The organism is Devosia honganensis, assembly GCF_042648785.1.
Classification (GTDB): Bacteria; Pseudomonadota; Alphaproteobacteria; order Rhizobiales; family Devosiaceae; genus Devosia; species Devosia honganensis.
In genome coordinates this window covers 212,707-231,491 of the sequence record NZ_JBHRYD010000010.1, presented here as the reverse complement: position 1 = coordinate 231,491, position 18,785 = coordinate 212,707, and the positions used below count along the sequence as shown (strand labels likewise).

Sequence of the window (18,785 nt, the reverse complement as noted above, 5' to 3'; positions counted from 1 at the left end):
CCGCGGGCCGCGTCCGCCGGAAAACTGGCGAAGTCTTGCCGGGCCCGCTTCAGCCGGCCGGGCGGCCGAAGCGGGCATTGAGGCTTTCGAGCAGGGCCATGGTCGGAGCGTCCGGCTTGCCCACCGCCATGCGGGCATTGCCCGCCGGAATGCCCTGGAGGCGCAGGCCGGTCTTGAGCCGCTCGATATCGCCCAGAAGGCCATCGACCGTCGCGTCGACGTCGTCCTGGAGCCCGGCGCGGTCGGTGACGCCGGCGGCCACCGCTTCGGCCATGGCAACGAAGGGCTCGGGATAGACCGAGGCGATGCCGGAAATGACCCCGTCGGCGCCGACCTGGCCGAGGCGGCCGATCTCGCGGTCCGAGCCGGTGAGCACGAGGAAGTCCTCCGGCAGGAGCTTGCGGTACTCGCCCACGCGTTCGAGGCTTTCACCACTGATCTTGACGCCGATGATGTTGGGGAGCCTGGCCAGCTCGGCCATCAACTCGGGCGAGACGGTGACGCCGGTGCGGGCGGTGAAGATATAGACGAAGACCCCCAGCCCATCGGAAATCTCGGAAATGCGGCCGTAGAAATGCTTGAGCGCCTCGTCGGTGGAGGGCAGGAAATAGGGCGTGATGGCCGCCACTTCCCTTGCGCCCTCGGCGCGGGCCTGGGCGATGAGGCGCTCGACTTCGTAAAGGCTGGAGGCGCCGACATGCACCACGACGCGCTTGTCCTCGAGCACGTCGAGGCTGAGGCGGGTGAGCGCGCGGCGTTCGTCCTCGCTGAGCGAGGGGAATTCACCGGTCGTGCCAAGCACGAAAGCCCCATCGACACCGGACTGGGCGCATTTGCGCAGGATGGCGGTGTTGGCCTCGACGGAGACTTCGCCATCGGCGCCGAAGGCGACCGGGATCGCGGTGAGGATGATGGGTTTGGATGCGGACATGAATGACTACTCGTGGTCGTTAGGTGATGGAGCCGGCGGCCCTGGCGGCGCGGCGGCGCTGGAGGAGGGGAGTCATGAGGGCGGCGAAGATGGCGATGATCGCCAGCGTCAGCAGGGTGGCCGAAATCGGCTTGTTGACCAGTCCGGCCGGACCGTCGATCAGCAGCGAGCGGCGCAGGTTGGATTCGGCCAGGGGACCCAGGATAAGGCCGAGCACGATGGGGCTGGCGGGAATGCCGCAGCGCTTGAGCACGAGGCCGATCACGCCGAAGGCCAGCATGATGCCGACGGTGAACAGATTGTTGGTGGTGGCATAGGTGCCCACCAGGCAGAAGACCAGCACGGTGGCCCAGATATAGTGGACCGGCATGTCGAGCAGCTTCACCATCATCGGCATGCGCACCAGATTGATGGCGAGCGTGACCAGCGTGGCCAGAACCATGATCGTGGTGATGGTGATCACGAGGGCGGGCTGGTTGACGAACAGGCTCGGTCCCGGCTGGATGCCCCAGACGATCATCGAGCCGATCATCACCGCCATCACCGAATCTCCGGGAATGCCCAGGGCCATGGTGGTGGTGAGCGAGCCGCCCAAAGTGGCGCTGGAGGCGGTGTCGGAGGCGGCGATGCCCTCGATATTGCCCTTGCCGAAACTGTCCCTGGTCTTGGAGGCGGCCTTGGCCCGGTCCCAGCCGAGCAGGCCGGCAATGTCGCCCCCCGCGCCCGGGATGATGCCGACGACGAGCCCGACGAGACCGGCAATGCCGGTGGGCTTGGCGATGCGCTTATATTCGTCCCGGGTCGGCCACCAGCGCCCGAGCGCCGAGATCGGGCGGACCTTGAAGGGGCGGTGGGTCAGCAATTGGTCGAGCAATTCGGCAATGCCGAACAGGCCGATGATGACGGCGATGAAGTCGAGCCCGCTGTTCAGTTCGCGGATGCCGAAGGTGAAGCGCGCGTCGCCGGTGATCGGATCGCGGCCGACGGTGGCGATGAATAGGCCGATGACGCCCGCGAGCAGGCCCTTGGCGATGGATTTCGACGAGATCGAGATCATGATGGTCATGGCCAGGATCACCACGGCGAACATCTCGCTGGGGCCGAATTTGAGCGCCAGTTGCGCCAGCGGCACCGAGGCGAAGGTGAACAGCACCATGCTGGCGAGAATGCCCACTGCCGAGACCAGCGCCGAAACGATCAGCGCCAGCCCGGCCTGGCCGTTCTTGGCCATGGGATAGCCGTCGAAAGTGGTGGCGATGGAGGCGGGCGTGCCGGGAGTGTTGATGAGGATGGAGGGTATGCGATCGCCGAAATTGGCGGCGACATAGATGGTGAGCAGGACGGCAAGACCCTGAACGGGCTCGAGCGTCATGGTGAAGCTGCTGGCCAGCGCCACGGCCATGGTCGCGGTGATGCCGGGGAACATGCCCACCAGCATGCCGATGACGACGCCAACGCCCAGGCACATCATCACCATGGGCTCGAACACGGCGAGCAGGCCATCCACAAGGGCGGTCATAGCGGCACCCGCAGCAGGAAATGGAACAGGCCGTAGATGAAGGCGGTGGTTATCACCGGAAAGACGATCAGCCCTCTCGGGCTGCGCAGGCCGAAAACCCAGAGCAGGGCGAGCAGATAGACCGCCGTGGGCAGGACATAGCCCAGACCCCACCAGGCGACGACATAAAGAACGGTCAGGGTCAGCGCCGTCAGCATGCGGGTCCAGCCGTCGCGGTGGCTGCTCTCGAGATCGCCCCGGCCCATGGCCGGACCGAACAGCGACATGGCCACCAGGATGGCGGACAGCCCGCCCGCAAGGACGGACAGCAGGGTGGGCCACCATTTGGGGTCGAGCCCGCCGGCGCCCATGCGCAGATAGATATTGCGCGAAAGCACCAGTGCCACGACCGACAGGGCGAGCGCCGTCACGGCAACGGCGATTTCGAGCCGTCGCGAAGGGGAGGCGGAGAAATCGTATTCCGCGACCGTCTCGTCCGGCGGCGCGAGGCCGCCGGACGAAGCCGCGAGCTTTTCCAGCCCGGTCATGCGCTTACTTCAGAACTTCGGCGTAGCGGGCCGCTTCCGCGTCGACAAAGGCCTTCCACTCGTCACCGCTCTTGTATTCCGGCAGGATGCCGGCGGGGGTGACCGCGTCGAGGAAGGTCTGGGAGGCGGCAGCCTTCCTGATCGACTCCTCGAGAATGGCCTTGACGTCGTCGGGAATGCCGGCCGGGCCATAGACGCCGCCCCAGGCGCCGAAGGAAAGGTCGAAGCCCTGCTCGGCGGCGGTCTTGACGCCGGGGAAGCGCGGATGCTCGTTCTCGTCGAAAATGGCCAGCACCTTGAGCGAACCGTCGGCGAAGGCGGCGGCGGTCTCGCCGGCCCCGGCGGTCACCGCGTCGACGTGATTGCCCAAAGCCGCGGCCACGGCGGGCGCGCCGCCGTCGAAGGGCACGGGGGTGATCTTGGCGCCGGTCATCTGCGCCAGGACGAAGGCGGTGGCGGCAAAGGCCGAGGCCGCGCCCGAATTGGAGACCGAGACTTCCGTGGTCTTGGCGGCCTCGATGAAGTCGGCCAGACTGTCATAGGGGCTGTTGGCGGCCACCGCCAGCACGACGGGGCTGTTCATCACCTGGCCCAGATAGGTGTAGTCGGCGCGGTCGAAATCATAGCCGATATGCTCGGCAATGGCGAACTCCACCGGGCCGAAGCCGATCGTGTAGCCATCGGCGGGCTGCTCGGCGACATGGGCGAAGGCGACGGTGCCCGAGGCGCCGGGGCGGTTCTCAACGATGACGCTGACGCCCAGATCCTTCTCGATCTCAGAGGCGATGGCGCGCGAGGTGCGGTCGGAGGCGCCGCCGGCGGCGGCCTGCACCACGAAGGTGATGTCCTTCGAGGGGAAGGCGTCCTGCGCCATGGCCGGCACCGTCAGGGCGACGCCGAGGAGCCCGGCAAGGGCGATGGCTTTTGCATAGATGTTGCGGGTATACATTATTTTCTCTCATTGATTGACTTGTTGCTCCGGCCCGCGGGGCCGGCGACGGTCATTGCCTTGTGTCGGCGGCAAGCCGGTTTCGTTGTCGGGCGATATCGTCAGTCCTGTGCCCTCCTGCTCCGCCTCCTCTCCAGGGCGCGTTCCCAGACCTTCACCATGCGGGCGCGAGACCCTTCGAGGTGATTGGTGAGCTCGGTTTCGGCCGCCTCCGGATCGCCCTGCTTGATGAGGTCGAGCAGTTCGCGATGCTTGGCCGCGCTGGCCTGGAGGTCTTGTTCGAGCGAAATGGTCAGACGCAACAGCGTCATCATGATGGCCTCGTAGCGCTGCCAGACATCGGCGAGGCGCTTGTGGCCGGAGATCAGGCAGATCTCGTTGTGAAAGGCGACGTCGGCCTGGGCGAAACCGGCGGCGTCGTCGCTTTCGGCAGCGCGATGCATGACCTCGACCTGGCGGTGGATCTCGCCGAAGCGGGAGGCGTCGTAGCGGCCGACGGCGAGGCGCACGGCGAGGCCCTCGATGGCGCCGCGCAGGGAATAAAGCTCGTTGATGCTGTCGTGATCGATGCCGATGACGGTGACGCCCGGCTGCTGGTTCTCGACCAGGCCCTCGATCTGAAGGATGCGGAAGGCGTCGCGGATCGGCCCGCGGCTGACCCCGAAGCGCTCGGCCAGGTCGGCCTCGATCAGGCGCTCGCCCCGGACGAATTCGCCCCCTGCAATGGCCTCGCGCAGGGCCGCGGCCACCTGCGACCCGAGCGCCTCGCGCTGAATGATGCTCGCTGGGGCGCCCCTCAACGTTCTTGCCTCCTCCATTTCGGTTTACGGTAAACGGTTAACAATCAAGGAGTCAAGGAAGGACAGGCGATAGGCCGCGCTTATGACGGGCCGGCAACAAAAAAGACCCCCGGGGAGGAATCCGGGGGCCTGGCAGGGTTCGGTTGCGCTTCGATCAGGCGGGCAGGGCGGCGGGGTCGCAATAGATGATGACGTGGGGATGGTCCTGCAGGGCCGAGGCCGGGCAATCCACGTCCTTGGGGGCGTTGAAGGCGCGCGTCAGCGCTGCCGCCTTGTTGGCGCCGGTGGCGACGAGCACGATTTCGCGGGCGTCCACGATGGTGCCGATGCCCATGGTGACGGCACTGGATGGCGGCAATTCGCCGGGCGGGAAATCGCCCTTGTTGGCCTCGATGGTGGACTGGGCCAATTCGACCACGCGGGTGCGGCTGTCGAAGGGGGAGCCGGGCTCGTTGAAGCCGATATGGCCGTTACGGCCGATGCCGAGCAATTGCAGGTCGATGCCGCCGCGTGCGGCGATGGCCGCCTCATAGGCGGCGCAGTCGGCAGCCAGATCGCCCTCGGTTTCGGGCAGCATGGCGCGCTCGGCCGGCAGGTCGACATGATCGAACAGGCGCTGACGCATATAGGCGCGGAACGAGGCGGGGTGATTCTTGGGCAAGCCGACATATTCGTCGAGATTGAAGGAGGCGGCCTCGGCAAAGGAAAAGCCGTTCTGGCGATAGAGGTCGATCAGCGCGGCATAGATCGGCACGAAGGTATTGCCGGTGGCCAGGCCGAGCGTCGTGGCGGGCTTGGCCTTGAGCGTCTGGGCGATATGGGCCGCAACGGCCGAGGCGATCTCGGCGGCATTGGGCAGGACACGGAATTCTGGTTTCGTCATGGCTCGCTTTTCTGGCCAGGCGTGGCCGCTTCTGTCCGGAGCGCCGGGCGCCGTGCGGCCCCGATGCCCATTGTGCCGGAAGGCTCCGGCATGCCGCTGCATGCGAGCGGCACCATGCTCTTACCCGTTGGGCGGCGCCTTGCAAGTCGCAAAGCCGCCGCAGCGGGTGCGATCAGGCGATGGCGCGCAGGCTGCCGGTGCCGCCGGGGGCCTGCACCGAGCGGGAGCCTGCCGCAATGGCCGCAGCGAGGCAGGCACGCGCATCGGCGCCATCGAGCCAGGCATGCAGGAAGCCGGCATTGAAGGCATCGCCCGCGCCGGTGGTGTCGATGACGTCCACCCGCGGGGTCGGCATCGAAATGACCTCGCCGTCCATGGCGAGCAGGCCGCCCTGCTCGCCGCTCTTGAGCGCGACGATGGGGAAATGCCGGTGCAGCCGGGCGATGGCCGCGGCAGGATCGTCCTGGCCGGTCAGGGCGCGCGCCTCTTCCAGATTGGGCAGGAAGATGTCGGCGCCCGTGGAGCGCTCGAAGAACATGGGATCGCCAATGAGCTCGTCGTCCCAGCTCGGGTCGAGCGAGACCGACAGCCCCCTGGCCTTGGCGGCGGAGATGGCGTCGGTCATCTCGTGCAGCGTCGCATATTCGGCGATGTGCAGATGGGCGGCCTCGGGCCAGGCCAGCGCCGTCTCGAAGCTCGACGGACGCGCGTGGCCGGCACGGCGCGACAGGAAGGCGCGGTCGCCGTCCTTGACCATGACCACCGTCAATTGCGGCCCCGCCGCGTCCGCGCGGTCGAGGAAGCGCAGGTCGAGGCCGAGATCCTCCAGTTCGCCCGACAGGGCGGCGGAAAGAGGATCGGTGCCGAAACGGGCGAGCACGGCCGAGGGACGGCCGAGGGCGGCCAGATGGGCGGCGGTGATGAGCGCCCCGCCGCCGGGGGTCATGGCGAAGTCGCGGGCGAACAGCTCGCGACCCAGCACCGGCATGCTGTCCAGCCCCCGGAACACCAGGTCGCAGTAAATACGGCCGAGGCTGAGCACGGCCCTGGATGTGGAGGACGTCATGCCCGGCCCAGAGCTTTCTCGCTGGCAGCGTCGAACAGGTAGAGCGAGCCGGGGGCGGCGCCGATCTCGACGGTGCTGCCGATGGCAGGCACCACGCGGCCCGGCGCGGTGGCGATGACCAGATCCTTCCCGAGGCGGAGATGGACCAGCGTTTCGGCGCCGAGCGGCTCGACCGCCTCGACAATGCTGGTGGCGACAAGGCCGGCGCCCTGGGCCTGGCCCACGACGAGGTCGTGCGGGCGGATGCCGACGCGCACCGTGCCTTCATGCCCGGGCAGGGTGAGACCGGAAATGCCGGCGCCCTCGATGGCGAGCGCGCCATCGGTGATGGTGCCCTCGAGCATGTTCATCGACGGGCTGCCGATGAAGCGGGCGGTGAAGATGTCGACGGGGTTCTCGTAGAGATCGGTGGGCGAGCCGACCTGCAGGATGTTGCCATCGCGCATGACCACGATCTTGTCGGCCATGGTCATGGCCTCGATCTGGTCGTGGGTCACATAGACGATCGTGGTGCCCAGACGCCGGTGCAGGCTCTTGATCTCCATGCGCATCTGCGAGCGCAATTGCGCATCGAGATTGGAGAGAGGCTCGTCGAAAAGGAAGGCCACGGGATCGCGGACCATGGCGCGGCCGATGGCGACGCGCTGGCGCTGGCCGCCCGACAAAGCCGCCGGGCGACGCTCGAGCAGCTTTTCCAGACCGAGAATCTTGCCGGTTTCCTCGATGCGCTTCTGCTTCTCGGCCTTGGAGAGCTTGGAGGTGTAGAGGCCGAAGCCGATATTCTGCCCCACCGTCATGTGCGGATAGATGGCGTAATTCTGGAACACCATGGCGATGTTGCGCTGCTTGGGCTCGCGCTGGTTCACCACTTCGTCCCCGATCAGCAGCGTGCCGCCGGAAATGTCCTCGAGCCCGGCGATCATGCGCAGGGTCGTCGACTTGCCGCAGCCCGAGGGGCCGACAAAGACCACGAATTCGCCGTCCTCGATGGTGAGGTCGATGCCGTGCACGGCCCGGGTGGCGCCATAGGACTTGACCAGTCCCTGCAGTTCGATCTTGGCCATCAGGCGGCTCCCTTCAATGCGTCGAAACGCTCTTTGAGCATATGCGCGGCATCGGCCTGGCGGCGCAGCAGCTTGTCGTGTCGGGCGGCGAAATCGGCCGCGTCGTTCTTGTAGCCGGCGATGGCGGCGCCCAGCGGCTCGGGCGCGGGACCGCCATAGCGGGTGCGCACGGAGACGAAATATTCGGGCGAAACCAGTTCGGCATAGGTCTTCGGGTCGAGCGCGGTCTTGCGGCCGGTGGCCTTCTCGAAGGCTTCGGCGAAGGGCGCGTAGCCATCCTCGGCCAGATCGCCATTCCTGGCGACGACCGCCCTGGCGACGGCGGCGGCGATCTCGTGGCCTTCGCGGAAGGAGAGGCCCTCCCGGCGCACGAGGCTGTCTGCCAGCTCGGTGATGGTGATGCAGGAGCGGCGGATATTGGCCGCAACCCGGGCCGGATCGATGCGGATCTGCGCGACGAGGGCGGCGAGCAGGTCGAGCACGCGATACGCGCTGTCGAAGGCCTGGTAACCCATGGCCTGGGTTTCGCCCTCGCTGTCGTTCATGTCGGTGAAGGGGGTGTTGTGCATCACCGTGAGCATGGCCTGGGCGCGGCCATAGGTCTGGCTGGCCAGGTGGCGCAGGTGCTCGATCGGCACCGGATTGCGCTTCTGCGGCATGATCGAGGAAATCTGTACCAGGGCGTTGGGGACGTAGATCTGGCCGACCTCGAAGCTGGTCCAGACCTGGAAATCCTGAATGGGGCGGCCCAGATGCAGGAACATCAGCTCGATGGCGCCATAGGTGGCGGTGATGTAGTCGACGCCGGCAATGCAGGAATAGGAATTCTGCAGCGGCGCGGCAAAGCCCAGCAGTTCGGCGACCCGGGCGCGGTCGATGGGGAAGCCGGACGTGGTGATCGCGGCGGCCCCCATGGGGGAGAGGTCGACGATGCGATAGGCCTCGAACAGGCGCTCGATGTCGCGGCCGAGGAATTCCACGATTGCCGAGAGGTAATGGCCGAACGTGGTGGGCTGGGCGGGCTGGCCATGGGTATAGGCGACGATCAGGGTCGCCTTCTCTCGGCTTGCGGCCTCGATCAGCGCGGCGTGGAGCGCCAGCGCCTTGCCGATGAGCAGGTTCAGCCGCTCGCGCAGGCCGAGCTTGAACAGGGTATGGTCGATGTCGTTGCGTGACCGCGACGTGTGCAGGCGGCCGCCCAGATCGGGGCCGACGCGCTTCTTGAGTTCCTTCTCGATGAGGAAGAAGAAATCCTCCACTTCGCCGGTATAGACCAATGCGGAAGGATCGATTTCCGCATCGATGTTATCGAGGGCCCTGGCGATGTCGCGGGCCTGGGCGGCATCGAGGATGCCGGTTTCGGCCAGCATCACCAGATGGGCCCGGTCGATGGCGCGGAAGCCGGCGACGTGGTGATCCTTGGCCCCGTCGAAGAGGGGGCCAAGCACGGTCCGCTTATAGACCGGGTCGGGAAAGACGGAGGTGTCGGCGAGGCGTGGATCGGTCATGTCTCAACCCTTCAGTCCGGCCAGCATCACGCCGCGCACGATGAAGCGCTGCAATGCGAGGAAGACCAGGAGCGTGGGAATGGTGCCGATGGCGGCGCCGGTCATGATCAGCTCCCACTGGATGGCGGATTCCGCCGAGAAGCTCGAAATGCCCACGGGCAGCGTGTAGAGCTCCTTGGAGGTGGTGACGATCAGCGGCCAGAAGAAGGCCGTCCAATTGCCCAGGAAGGTGAAGATGGCCAGGGCCGAGATGGCCGGGACGACCATGGGCATGGCGATCTTCCACCAGATGGTGAACTCGTTGAGTCCGTCGACGCGCGCCGCTTCCAGGAAATCGTTGGGCACGCCTTCGAAGAACTGCTTCATCAGGAAGGTGCCGAAGGCCGTCATCATGCCGGGGAACATGATGCCCCAGTAGGAATCGATCCAGCCGAGCTGGCTGGACATCAGATACCACGGGATCACCAGCATTTCGGTGGGGATCATCAGCGTGGACAGGATGGCGAGGAAAATGAAGTAACGGCCGCGGAACTCGAACTTGGCGAGGGTGTAGCCCACCAGGGAGTCGAAGAACACGTTGGACGCGGTCACGGTGAGGGCGATGAAGGTCGAGTTGAAGAACCATTGCAGGAAGCGGCCGTCGCCCAGGACCTTGATGTAGTTGTCCAGCGTCGGCGCGGCGGGGATGAGCCTGAGGTCATAGACCTGGCCCGCCGTCTTGAGCGAGGTGGAGAACATGAAGAGCAGCGGGGTCACCATGATGAGCCCGCCGATGAGCAGCAGGGTCCAGATGATGATGCGGCCGGGGCGGATGTCGCGGCGGTTGGCCGCCAGCTCTTTGCTCGAAGCGGTGATCGCGGTCATTTCTTTTCCCTCAGCACGTAGAGCTGGAGCAGGGATACGATGAGCAGGATGGTGAACAGCACCACGGTCTGCGCGGCCGCATAGCCCATCTGATAGGAGGAGAAGGCGGTCTGGTAGATCATGAGCACCAGGGGCTTGGTCGAGTTGAGCGGCCCGCCCGGGTCGTTGGTGGTCATGTTGTAGACCTGGTCGAAGATGCGCAGGAAGCCGATGGACGAGAACACGACCAGGAAGACGGTGGTGGGCTTGAGCAGCGGGAGGGTGATCTTGCGCAGAATGGCGCCATTGCCCAGGCCATCGATGCGCGCCGCTTCGTAGAAGGTGGTGGGGATGGCGCGAAGGCCCGCCATGAAGATGATGATCTGGAAGCCCAGGCCCGCCCAGATGGCCGGCACCAGAATGGAGAACAGGGCCTGGTCGACCGAGCGCAGGAAGGGCTGCTGGGGGATGCCGATGGAGCTGAGGAAGCCGTTGATCACGCCGATCGGCACCGGCTGGTAGAACCAGCGCCAGACCCAGCCCATTGCCGCCGCAGTGGTCAGGAAGGGCAGGAAATAAAGGGCGCGGATGAAGCCGTGCATGAACCGCACGCGGTCCAGGTAATAGGCGATGACGAAGGAGATCAGCAGGCTGAGCGGCGTGCCGATGATGAGATAGGCGAAGGTGTTCTGGAACACCTTCCAGAACAGCGGATCGGCGAACATCTTCTCATAGTTCGCAAGGCCGATGAATTTGGCCGGCCGCAGCAGGTCCCAATTGGTCAGGGACAGCCAGAAGGCCTGGAAAGTGGGATAAAAGCGGATGCCCGCGTAAAAGATGATGGGAAGGGCAAGGAAGGCCCAGGCCCAGATCACCCGTTTCGTGCTGATGTTCAGCCGGTCCCAGAAGCGAATGGGCACCGCTTCCCGCTTTACGTTCGCCGACGCCATGATCGCTCCTGCATTCAATTGGCCGGCGGCAGGCATCCCGCCACCGGCCCGTTTCAAGGGAGTTCAGATTTACTCGGTGGCGTCGTCGATGATCGCCTGCTCGGCCTCGGCGGCCTGCTTGAGCGAATCCTCGATCGACTGACCTTCGAGCAGGACGCGGTTCACCATGTCGATGGCGGTCTGGCGCTGGCCGGCCTCATCCAGGAACTTGGTAGTGTGCGCGTATTCCAGGCCCTTCAGGAACGGCGCCAGGATCGGGTCGGCCAGGTTCTCTTCGGTCAGGGCCACGTCGCGGCGGGCCGGCAGTTCACCGACGGTGTCGAGCCAGATGTCCATCGCTTCGGCCGAGGAGATATAGGTCAGGAACTTCTGGGCCGCTTCGAGCTCCTCGCCCTGGGCGGTGGCGCCGATGGCGTTGGCGAAATAGCTCGCATAGTTCGAGCGCATGCCCTCGGCATCGGCCGGCAGCTCCACCACGCCCCATTCGAACGGGTTCGAGGCGAAGGCGCCGAGGCGGAAGGTGCCGTCGATGGTCATGGCGGCCATGCCGGCGCGGAACGCGGCCTGGCCTTCGTCCATGAAGCCCATCAGGCCGACATTATGCTCGGTCTGGAGATCGGTGTAGAACTTCAGCGCGGCAGCGCCCGCTTCGCTGTCGTAGGCGACATTGCCTTCGGCGTCGTAGGGCTCGCCGCCGTTCTGGCGGACCAGGACCTCGCGCCACCAGTGGTGATCCTGGCCGGCCATGTCCAGAGTGACGCCGGCCGTGGTGATGTTGCCCGAACCGTCGCGCTTGGTGGTGGCTTCGGCAGCGGCCAGGAATTCTTCCAGGTTGGCGGGAGGCTCGATGCCGGCTTCCTCGAAGATGGCCTTGTTGTAGAACAGGGCCAGCGAGCGCACGGCGGTGGGCAGGCCGTAATAGTCTTCGCCGCGCTTCATGGCCGAAACGATCGGGAAGAAGTCGGACTCGATCTCGGCATGCGGGAACACGGCCGGGTCGAGCGGCTGGATGAGACCGCCGGCGACGAAGTTGTCGAGCCATCCGTAGAATAGCTGCACGACGTCCGGGCCCTGGCCGGCGACCTTGGCAGCGACGACGCGCGTCTGGTAGTCGGCATAGGGGAAGGTGGTGTGCTTGACGGTGATGCCGGGATTGGCAGCTTCAAAATTCTCGATCAGCTTGTCCATGGCCTGGACGCGGCTGTCGAAGACATATTGCCAGTATTCGATTTCAACGGCCTGGGCGGAGCCCAGCGCCAGGAAGCTGACACCGGCCGCGAGCCCGGCGATTTTTGCCTTGGTGAACATCAATATCCTCCGTTTGACCGCCGATCGCGTCGACAGCCCTCTCTGGTGCGAGAATGGCGCAAGTCCGCCAATCCGACCGCAGCGTCGGCTATGTGATACGCGCTTGTCAATAAAATAATCTACTTGAGTTATTGTGATCCGCAGCTAGTCTGAAATGGCGATCTCGTGCTAGCAGCGCAGCGAGAGGGGACGGGAAATAGTGAATAGTCGCGGCAAGAAAAACCTGCGCCAGCGGGTTGCCATCGGGTCCAATCCCGAGCGCAACCGCGCGCATAATCGCCGCGTGGTCCTCGAAGTCATCCGGCTCAACGAGCATCTGGGGCGCACCGAAATTGCGCGCCGGGCGCAGCTCACGCCGCAGGCCGTCGCCAATATCGTCGAGGAACTGCTCGAAGAGGGATTGCTGATCCAGCTCGGCCGGCTGCGCTCGGGGCGCGGCCAGCCGCCGATCCAGTTTGCGGTCAATCCCGACGGACCGGTGACCGCGGGTGTGGAAATCGCCGCCGATCACATGGTGACGGTGCTTCTCGACCTGTCCGGCGGGGTTCGCGGCCAATCCATCGTGCCCCTGGCCGAGCCGGGGCCCGATATCGTCCCCGATCTCGTGGCCAGGGAAGTCGGCCGCCTGCAGGCCGGGCTGGGTTCGGGCGGCGGCAGGCTGCTCGGCGTCGGCGTGGTGATGCCGGGTCCGTTCGAGGTCGAAGGCATGAGCTCGGTCGGGCCGGCGACGCTGCCGGGCTGGACGGGCGTGGAGCCGGCGCCGCTGTTCTCCAGGGCCACCGGCCAATATGTGGTGGTGGAGAACGACGCCACGGCCGCCGTGGTCGGCGAGCGCCTCTATGGTGCCGGCCGGCAATTGGGCAGCTTCTGCTATCTGTATTTTGGCGTGGGGCTGGGGCTGGGCGTTATCCAGGATGGACGTCCGCTGCGCGGCGCCTTCGGCAATGCCGGCGAAATCGGCCATGTGGGTCTGGTGCCGCGCAAGCGGCGGGGAATCTACGGACCCGCCGGGGCGCTGGAGCGGTTCGTTTCGGTCTTCGCGCTGCGTGAACGCCTGGCCATGGCCGGCACCTATGTCGCCAATGTCGAGGACATCCAGCGCCTGCACGACGCCGGCGATCCGACCCTGGCGGAGTGGATCGGCATGGCCGCCGACTACCTGGCGCCGACCGTGGCGATGCTGGAAAACATCTTCGATCCCGAGACGGTGATCTTTGGCGGCGGGTTGCCCGATTCCGTGCTCGAAGCCGTCATCGCCGCGCTCGATCCGCTGCCGGTTTCCGTGGCGACGCGGCGGCAGCGCTCGCTGCCGCGCGTCCTGCGGGGCCAGACCGGGCGGCTTACCGCCGCTCTGGGAGCGGCGGCCCTGCCGCTGCTCGATACCGTTTCCCCCCATCTCAGCGTCGCCGACCCGACCGGCTGACGCGCCAACATCGTCTGGATGGTTCTATGCTGACTGATCGCGAACGCCTGCGCCGCCTGGCCGCCATGCCCCACCTCGTCGCCTTCCATCGCGCGCTGACGCGGCTGCGTTCCAGCGTCACGGTGATGAATAGCGGTGCACATCCGGACGACGAGCACAACGACATGCTGGCGGCGCTGCGCCATGAGATGGGGGCACGCATCGTCGTGGCCTGCTCGACGCGCGGCGAGGGTGGACAAAACACGCTCGGGCCGGAACGGGGCGGCGCGCTGGGCGTCCTGCGCTCGCGCGAGATGGAAGAAGCGGCGCGGGTGATCGATGCCGACATTGCCTGGCTGGGCCATGGCCCGGACGATCCGGTGCATGATTTCGGCTTTTCCAAATCCGGTCCCGACACCCTGGCGCGCTGGGGCGAGGAGCGGACCCTCGAGCGGCTGGTGCGCGCCTATCGGCAGTTTCGCCCCGACATCGTGATCCCGACCTTCCTCGACGTGCCGGGCCAGCATGGCCACCACCGGGCCATGACCCGGGCCGCCGAGGCGGCCCTGGCGCTGGCGGCCGACCCCGCCGCCTTCCCCGAACATGCGCGGGAAGGGCTGGCCCCCTGGCGGGTGAGCAAGTTCTACCTGCCGGCCTGGTCCGGCGGCGACAATGGCTATTACGACGACGAGGTGCCGCCCCCGCCCGAGACGGTGCGGATCGTGGCCGGGGGCGACGATTTTGCCACCGGGCTTCCGTTCCACCGGCTTGGCGAGGTATCGCGGGCCTTTCACGCCAGCCAGAATATGGGGCATTGGCATGTCGGGGGCAGCAGGGAATGGCCGCTGCATCTCGTCGGCGGCGGGGCGGAGGCGAGCATCTTCGAGGGCCTGCCCACGCGGCTGGCCGATTGCGGCGCGGCGGGCGAGCTCGCGGCTGCCGATGCTGCCATCGAGCGGGCCTTGGCGGCCTTTCCGGCGCGCGACGCGGTTCTGGACGCGCTGCGCGATGCGAAGACGGCGCTGCGGGCGGCGAAACTGAGCGAGAGCGAGCGCGCGGGCCATGGCCATCGCATCGAGCGCAAGCTGGCCGAGATCGATGCGGCCATGGCGCTGGCGGCCGGCATCAGCGTGCAGGCGAGCGTGTCGTCGGCGGATATCGTGCCGAGAGGGCAGGTCGACCTCGTGGTCGAGGTCGAGCGCGGCCTGGCCGAGAGCATCACGGTGACGCCGCAGCTTAGCGGCGATTTCGCGCCGGTGGCGGCGCAGGCCTGCAATGAGGTCCGGACGGTCCTGCCGCTGCGCGCCAAAGCCGACGCGGCGATTGGCAATGCCTTCGCGCCGGCCTGGTCGAGCCTGGGCGGCAATGGCGCCGTTTCGGTGCTGGTGGAAGCGGGCATGGCTGGGGATGTCCTGCGCTTCTTCGTGGATGTCGAGGAAGCGGTGCAGGTGTCGCCGGCGCATAGCCTGGCGATCTCGCCCGATGCGCTGATCCTGAAGCTGCCGAGCGATGAGCGCCGCCGGATCGCGATCAAGCCGGCCGCGGCGATCGAGCACACGCAGATCGCCGGCGTGCCCGGGCTCGCAGTGGTCATGGATGGCGAGGGCGCCGAGCTGGCTGTCGGCAACGACCTGGCCCCGGGGCGTTATCAATTGCCGCTCAAGGTGGATGGCGTGGAGGCCTATTCGACCAGCCCCATCGCCTATCCCCATATCGGACGCACCAGGTTCGTGCGCCCTCTGACGCTCGATGTGCTGGCGCTGGACCTGGCGCTGCCCGAGGCGCGGGCGGGCTATATCGGCGGCGGCAGCGACCGTGTCGGGCTGTGGCTCGAGCGGATGGGGGCCGATCCCGTCATGCTCGATGAAACGGCGCTGGCCGGGGATATTTCCGGGCTCGACACCATAATCGTCGGCATTTTCGCCTATGGCACGCGACCGGACCTGCAGGCGGCCAATGAGCGGTTGCATCGATGGGTGCGGAATGGCGGGCATCTGGTGACGCTCTATCACCGGCCAACCGACAAATGGGTCGCCGAGCAGACCCCGCCGCAGAAGGTGGTCATCGGTTCGCCCTCGCTGCGCTGGCGCGTGACCAATCCGGCCGCACCGGTGACCTTGCTGGCCCCGGATCACCCGCTGCTGGCCGGGCCGAACCGGATCGGCGCGGCGGATTTCGATGGCTGGGACAAGGAACGCGGGCTCTATTTCGCCTCGGAATGGGACGCTGCCTATGAACCGCTGCTGGCCATGAACGACGAAGGCGAAAAGCCGCTCCAGGGCGCGCTGATTTCGGCGGAGATCGGCAAGGGGCGCCATACCCATACCAGCCTCGTGCTGCATCACCAGCTCGACAGGATGGTGCCGGGGGCCTTCCGCCTGATGGCGAACCTGTTGCAGCCGGCCTGACATGCCGCCTTCCGATTCGCCGCGCGCCGGCATGGCCTGGCTCATGGCGGATATGGCGCTGGTGACGGTGATGACCGTTCTGGTCAAGCTGGGCGGCGCGTCCTATCCGGCCGTGCAAATGGTGTTCATCCGCTCGCTCATCGGGCTGGTGAGCGTGCTGCCCCTGGCCTGGCGGCATCGCGACGCCCTGCGGCGGACGCGGCATTGGGGGCGCCATGCCTTTCGCGTCTTCTGCAACACGGCAGCGCTCAACGCCAATTTCGCGGCACTGACGGCGCTGCCGCTGGCACTGGTCAATGCCATCGGCTTCATGCGGCCGCTGGTGGTGCTGGCGCTGGCGAGCTGGCTGCTGGGCGAGCGGTCCGGGCCGTGGCGCTGGGTCGGGGCGGGGATCGGCTTTGCGGGCGTGCTGATAATGGTCGCGCCGGGCGAAGTGGCCTGGAGCGTCGGCATCGTCGCGGCACTGGCCGCGGTATTGTTCGGGTCGCTGGCGACGGTGCAGACGCGGGCGCTCAAGAACGAGAGCACCACGGTGCTCATGGTTTTCTACACGGTGGGCCTCACCGTCTTCACGGCCATTCCGGCGGGCCTCGCCTGGCAGGAGGTGGCGCGGGGCGACTGGCCGTTGCTGCTTGCCATCGGCGTCCTGGCGCAGATCGGGCAATATTGCTACCTGCGCGCCTATCAATCGAGCCCCGCCAATGTGCTGGCGCCGCTCGGCTATCTTTCGATCGTGCTGGCCAGCCTTGCCGGCTATCTGGCTTTCGACGAGGTCCCGGCCTGGAGCACGGCGCTGGGTATCGTCATCATCATTTTCGCCCTGATCCTGACGTCGCGACTGGACCGGCCGCGCCCACCAATCTGACATCAACTGCGGACCAATGAGATACCACTCTCGACAAGGCCGGGTGAACGCCCCTAATCTGCCGGGAACGGCTGCTACCTGTCCCCGATGGATGGCGGCCCATCGCGCTGACGGCCATTGTGGTGCGGCCCGGCGCCGAGAGACAGGCACCCCAAGGGAGTTGGAATGCACAAGAAGCTCACCCGGACCGCTTTCGCCGGTCTGACGGCGGCCCTGCTGGCCACGGCCGCCATGGCCCTGCCGGTTCAGGCCGCAAACCTGCGCATGGCCTGGTCGCAGGACGCCACCGGCCTCGATCCCCATACCCAGCCGGCGTTTTCCTCGATTCGCCTGCTCGAGCTCATCTATGAGCCGCTGGTGCGGCACGACGCCGCCCTGGACGTGGTGCCGGCCATCGCCGAAAGCTGGAGCTTTTCCGATGACGGCCTGACCCTGACCTTCAAGCTCGACCCCGACGCCAGGTTCAGCGATGGCGCGAGCGTGACCGCGGAAGACGTCAAGGCCTCCTTCGAGCGCCTGCTCGACGAGGCGACCGGCGCGGCCGCCCGCTCGAACTTCCTGTCCATCGCTTCCATCGATGCGCCGGACGCGACGACGGTGGTGTTCAACCTGTCGCAGCCCGACGCGCCGCTGCTCGTCGCCATGGCGTCGATCAACGCGGCGGTGGTGCCGGCCAAGGCCATCGCCGATGGCTCGGTGGGCACCGTCACGCTCGGTTCGGGCCCGTTCGTGCTCGATTCCTGGGAGCCCAATTCCCGTGAGGAACTGAGCGTCAACCCGCATTGGGCCGGCGGCGAGATCGCCTATGACGGCATCACCATTTCGGTGCTGCCGGACGAAACCGCGATCCTGGCCTCGCTGCGCGCCGGCCAGACCGATTTCGCGCTGATCAACGATCCGCTGGTGGCCACGCTGGTTCCCAATGAGCCCAATCTGCAGCTCAATGCGGTGCCGGGTCTGGCCTATAACGTGCTGCAGCTCAATCCCGCGCGCCCGCCGATGGACAATCTCAAGGTGCGCCAGGCCATGTCCTGCGCCGTCGACCGGCAGGACGTGCTCGACACGGCCCTGGTGGGCGAGGGCAAGGTGACCGGCCCGTTGACCATGCCGGTCTATGCCAGCGATCCGGCGACGCTGTTCTGCTATGAGCAGGACCTGGAAAAGGCCAAGGCGCTGATGGCGGAATCGGGCGTTGACGGCTTCACCGCCAAGGTCATCGCCGCCACCGGCGAGCCGCCGGTCGCCTCGGCCGAGGCACAGGTGCTGCAGAGCCAACTGGCGGAAATCGGCATCACGCTCGAGATCGAGCTCATGGAGCTCAACGTCTATGTCGACCGCTGGCTGGCCGGCGACTTCGACATGGCGGTGGCCCAGAATGGCGGCCGCGCCGATCCCTATCCGATGTACAATCGCTATTTCACCAGGGACGGCAACCTGCAGAAGGTGTCGAATTTCGTCGATGACGAGCTCGACAGCCTGCTCAACCAGGGCCGCGAGGAAAACGACGTCGAAAAGCGCAAGGAAATCTTCCAGAAGTTCGAGGCGCGGGTGACCGAGCTTTCGCCCTGGATCTGGCTTTCGACCTCCAACACCTATACCGCCCAGCTCAAGACGCTGTCCGGGTTCGAGCCCTCGGCCACCGGCACGCTGTTCGGCCTCACCAAGGTCACGCTGGGCCAATAGGGCCTTTCCCGGGCGGGCCGTCATGGCCCGCCCCTTCTCGTCTCCGCGGCCCATGACCGGCCGGGAGACATCCGGCTTC

General features: G+C 66.5%; 16 protein-coding genes. 4 read left to right on the top strand and 12 right to left on the bottom strand.

The features are described from left to right. Positions 1–49: 49 nt before the first annotated feature. The 12 genes from ACFOOL_RS12095 to ACFOOL_RS12040 all read right to left on the bottom strand — a co-directional run bounded on the left by ACFOOL_RS12095 (position 50) and on the right by ACFOOL_RS12040 (position 12,348). Positions 50–931: a dihydrodipicolinate synthase family protein gene (locus ACFOOL_RS12095; protein WP_380097346.1), complete on the bottom strand. Its 882-nt coding sequence runs from the start codon at positions 929–931 to the stop codon at positions 50–52. Positions 932–950: 19 nt separating this feature from the next. Continuing rightward, positions 951–2,450 carry a tripartite tricarboxylate transporter permease gene (locus ACFOOL_RS12090; protein ID WP_380097344.1) on the bottom strand — a complete coding sequence of 500 codons (1,500 nt, stop codon included), beginning with the start codon at positions 2,448–2,450 and terminating at the stop codon, positions 951–953. After that, the gene (locus tag ACFOOL_RS12085; protein WP_380097343.1) at positions 2,447–2,977 is read right to left on the bottom strand and encodes a tripartite tricarboxylate transporter TctB family protein; all 531 of its coding nucleotides are present in this window, start codon (positions 2,975–2,977) and stop codon (positions 2,447–2,449) included. Before ACFOOL_RS12085 ends, ACFOOL_RS12090 begins: the two co-directional genes overlap by 4 nt. Positions 2,978–2,981: 4 nt before the next feature. Beyond that, positions 2,982–3,926 carry a Bug family tripartite tricarboxylate transporter substrate binding protein gene (locus ACFOOL_RS12080; protein ID WP_380097342.1) on the bottom strand — a complete coding sequence of 315 codons (945 nt, stop codon included), beginning with the start codon at positions 3,924–3,926 and terminating at the stop codon, positions 2,982–2,984. A 101-nt stretch (positions 3,927–4,027) separates the two neighbouring features. Beyond that, complete coding sequence (locus tag ACFOOL_RS12075) at positions 4,028–4,726, bottom strand: GntR family transcriptional regulator (RefSeq protein WP_380097341.1); 699 nt, start codon at positions 4,724–4,726, stop codon at positions 4,028–4,030. A 154-nt stretch (positions 4,727–4,880) separates the two neighbouring features. Continuing rightward, complete coding sequence (gene nagB / locus ACFOOL_RS12070; protein WP_380097339.1) at positions 4,881–5,609, bottom strand: glucosamine-6-phosphate deaminase; 729 nt, start codon at positions 5,607–5,609, stop codon at positions 4,881–4,883. A gap of 172 nt (positions 5,610–5,781) precedes the next feature. Beyond that, the gene (locus tag ACFOOL_RS12065) at positions 5,782–6,675 is read right to left on the bottom strand and encodes a carbohydrate kinase family protein (RefSeq protein WP_380097338.1); all 894 of its coding nucleotides are present in this window, start codon (positions 6,673–6,675) and stop codon (positions 5,782–5,784) included. After that, positions 6,672–7,739: an ABC transporter ATP-binding protein gene (locus ACFOOL_RS12060; protein WP_380097336.1), complete on the bottom strand. Its 1,068-nt coding sequence runs from the start codon at positions 7,737–7,739 to the stop codon at positions 6,672–6,674. Before ACFOOL_RS12060 ends, ACFOOL_RS12065 begins: the two co-directional genes overlap by 4 nt. Beyond that, the gene (gene argH, locus ACFOOL_RS12055; RefSeq protein WP_380097335.1) at positions 7,739–9,247 is read right to left on the bottom strand and encodes an argininosuccinate lyase; all 1,509 of its coding nucleotides are present in this window, start codon (positions 9,245–9,247) and stop codon (positions 7,739–7,741) included. Before argH ends, ACFOOL_RS12060 begins: the two co-directional genes overlap by 1 nt. Before the next feature lie 3 nt (positions 9,248–9,250). Continuing rightward, complete coding sequence (locus ACFOOL_RS12050; protein WP_380097334.1) at positions 9,251–10,111, bottom strand: carbohydrate ABC transporter permease; 861 nt, start codon at positions 10,109–10,111, stop codon at positions 9,251–9,253. Further along, complete coding sequence (locus ACFOOL_RS12045; protein WP_380097333.1) at positions 10,108–11,040, bottom strand: carbohydrate ABC transporter permease; 933 nt, start codon at positions 11,038–11,040, stop codon at positions 10,108–10,110. The genes ACFOOL_RS12050 and ACFOOL_RS12045 overlap by 4 nt, the downstream gene beginning before the upstream one ends. 69 nt (positions 11,041–11,109) lie before the next feature. After that, positions 11,110–12,348, bottom strand: a complete 1,239-nt coding sequence (locus tag ACFOOL_RS12040; RefSeq protein ID WP_380097332.1) for an extracellular solute-binding protein — start codon at positions 12,346–12,348, stop codon at positions 11,110–11,112. Between the two features lie 199 nt (positions 12,349–12,547). Here ACFOOL_RS12040 and ACFOOL_RS12035 point away from each other — a divergent pair, with 199 nt between their 5' ends. From ACFOOL_RS12035 to ACFOOL_RS12020, 4 genes are all read left to right on the top strand, one after another. Next, on the top strand, positions 12,548–13,771 hold the full coding sequence (locus ACFOOL_RS12035) for an ROK family protein (protein WP_380097330.1): 1,224 nt from the start codon (positions 12,548–12,550) through the stop codon (positions 13,769–13,771). A 26-nt stretch (positions 13,772–13,797) separates the two neighbouring features. Then, complete coding sequence (locus ACFOOL_RS12030; RefSeq protein WP_380097327.1) at positions 13,798–16,158, top strand: PIG-L family deacetylase; 2,361 nt, start codon at positions 13,798–13,800, stop codon at positions 16,156–16,158. 1 nt (position 16,159) lies between these two features. Next, entirely contained in the window at positions 16,160–17,023 is an 864-nt protein-coding gene (locus tag ACFOOL_RS12025) for a DMT family transporter (RefSeq protein WP_380097325.1), read from the top strand. A 165-nt stretch (positions 17,024–17,188) separates the two neighbouring features. After that, positions 17,189–18,706, top strand: a complete 1,518-nt coding sequence (locus ACFOOL_RS12020; protein WP_380097324.1) for an ABC transporter substrate-binding protein — start codon at positions 17,189–17,191, stop codon at positions 18,704–18,706. The last annotated feature ends 79 nt before the right edge of the window (positions 18,707–18,785 follow it).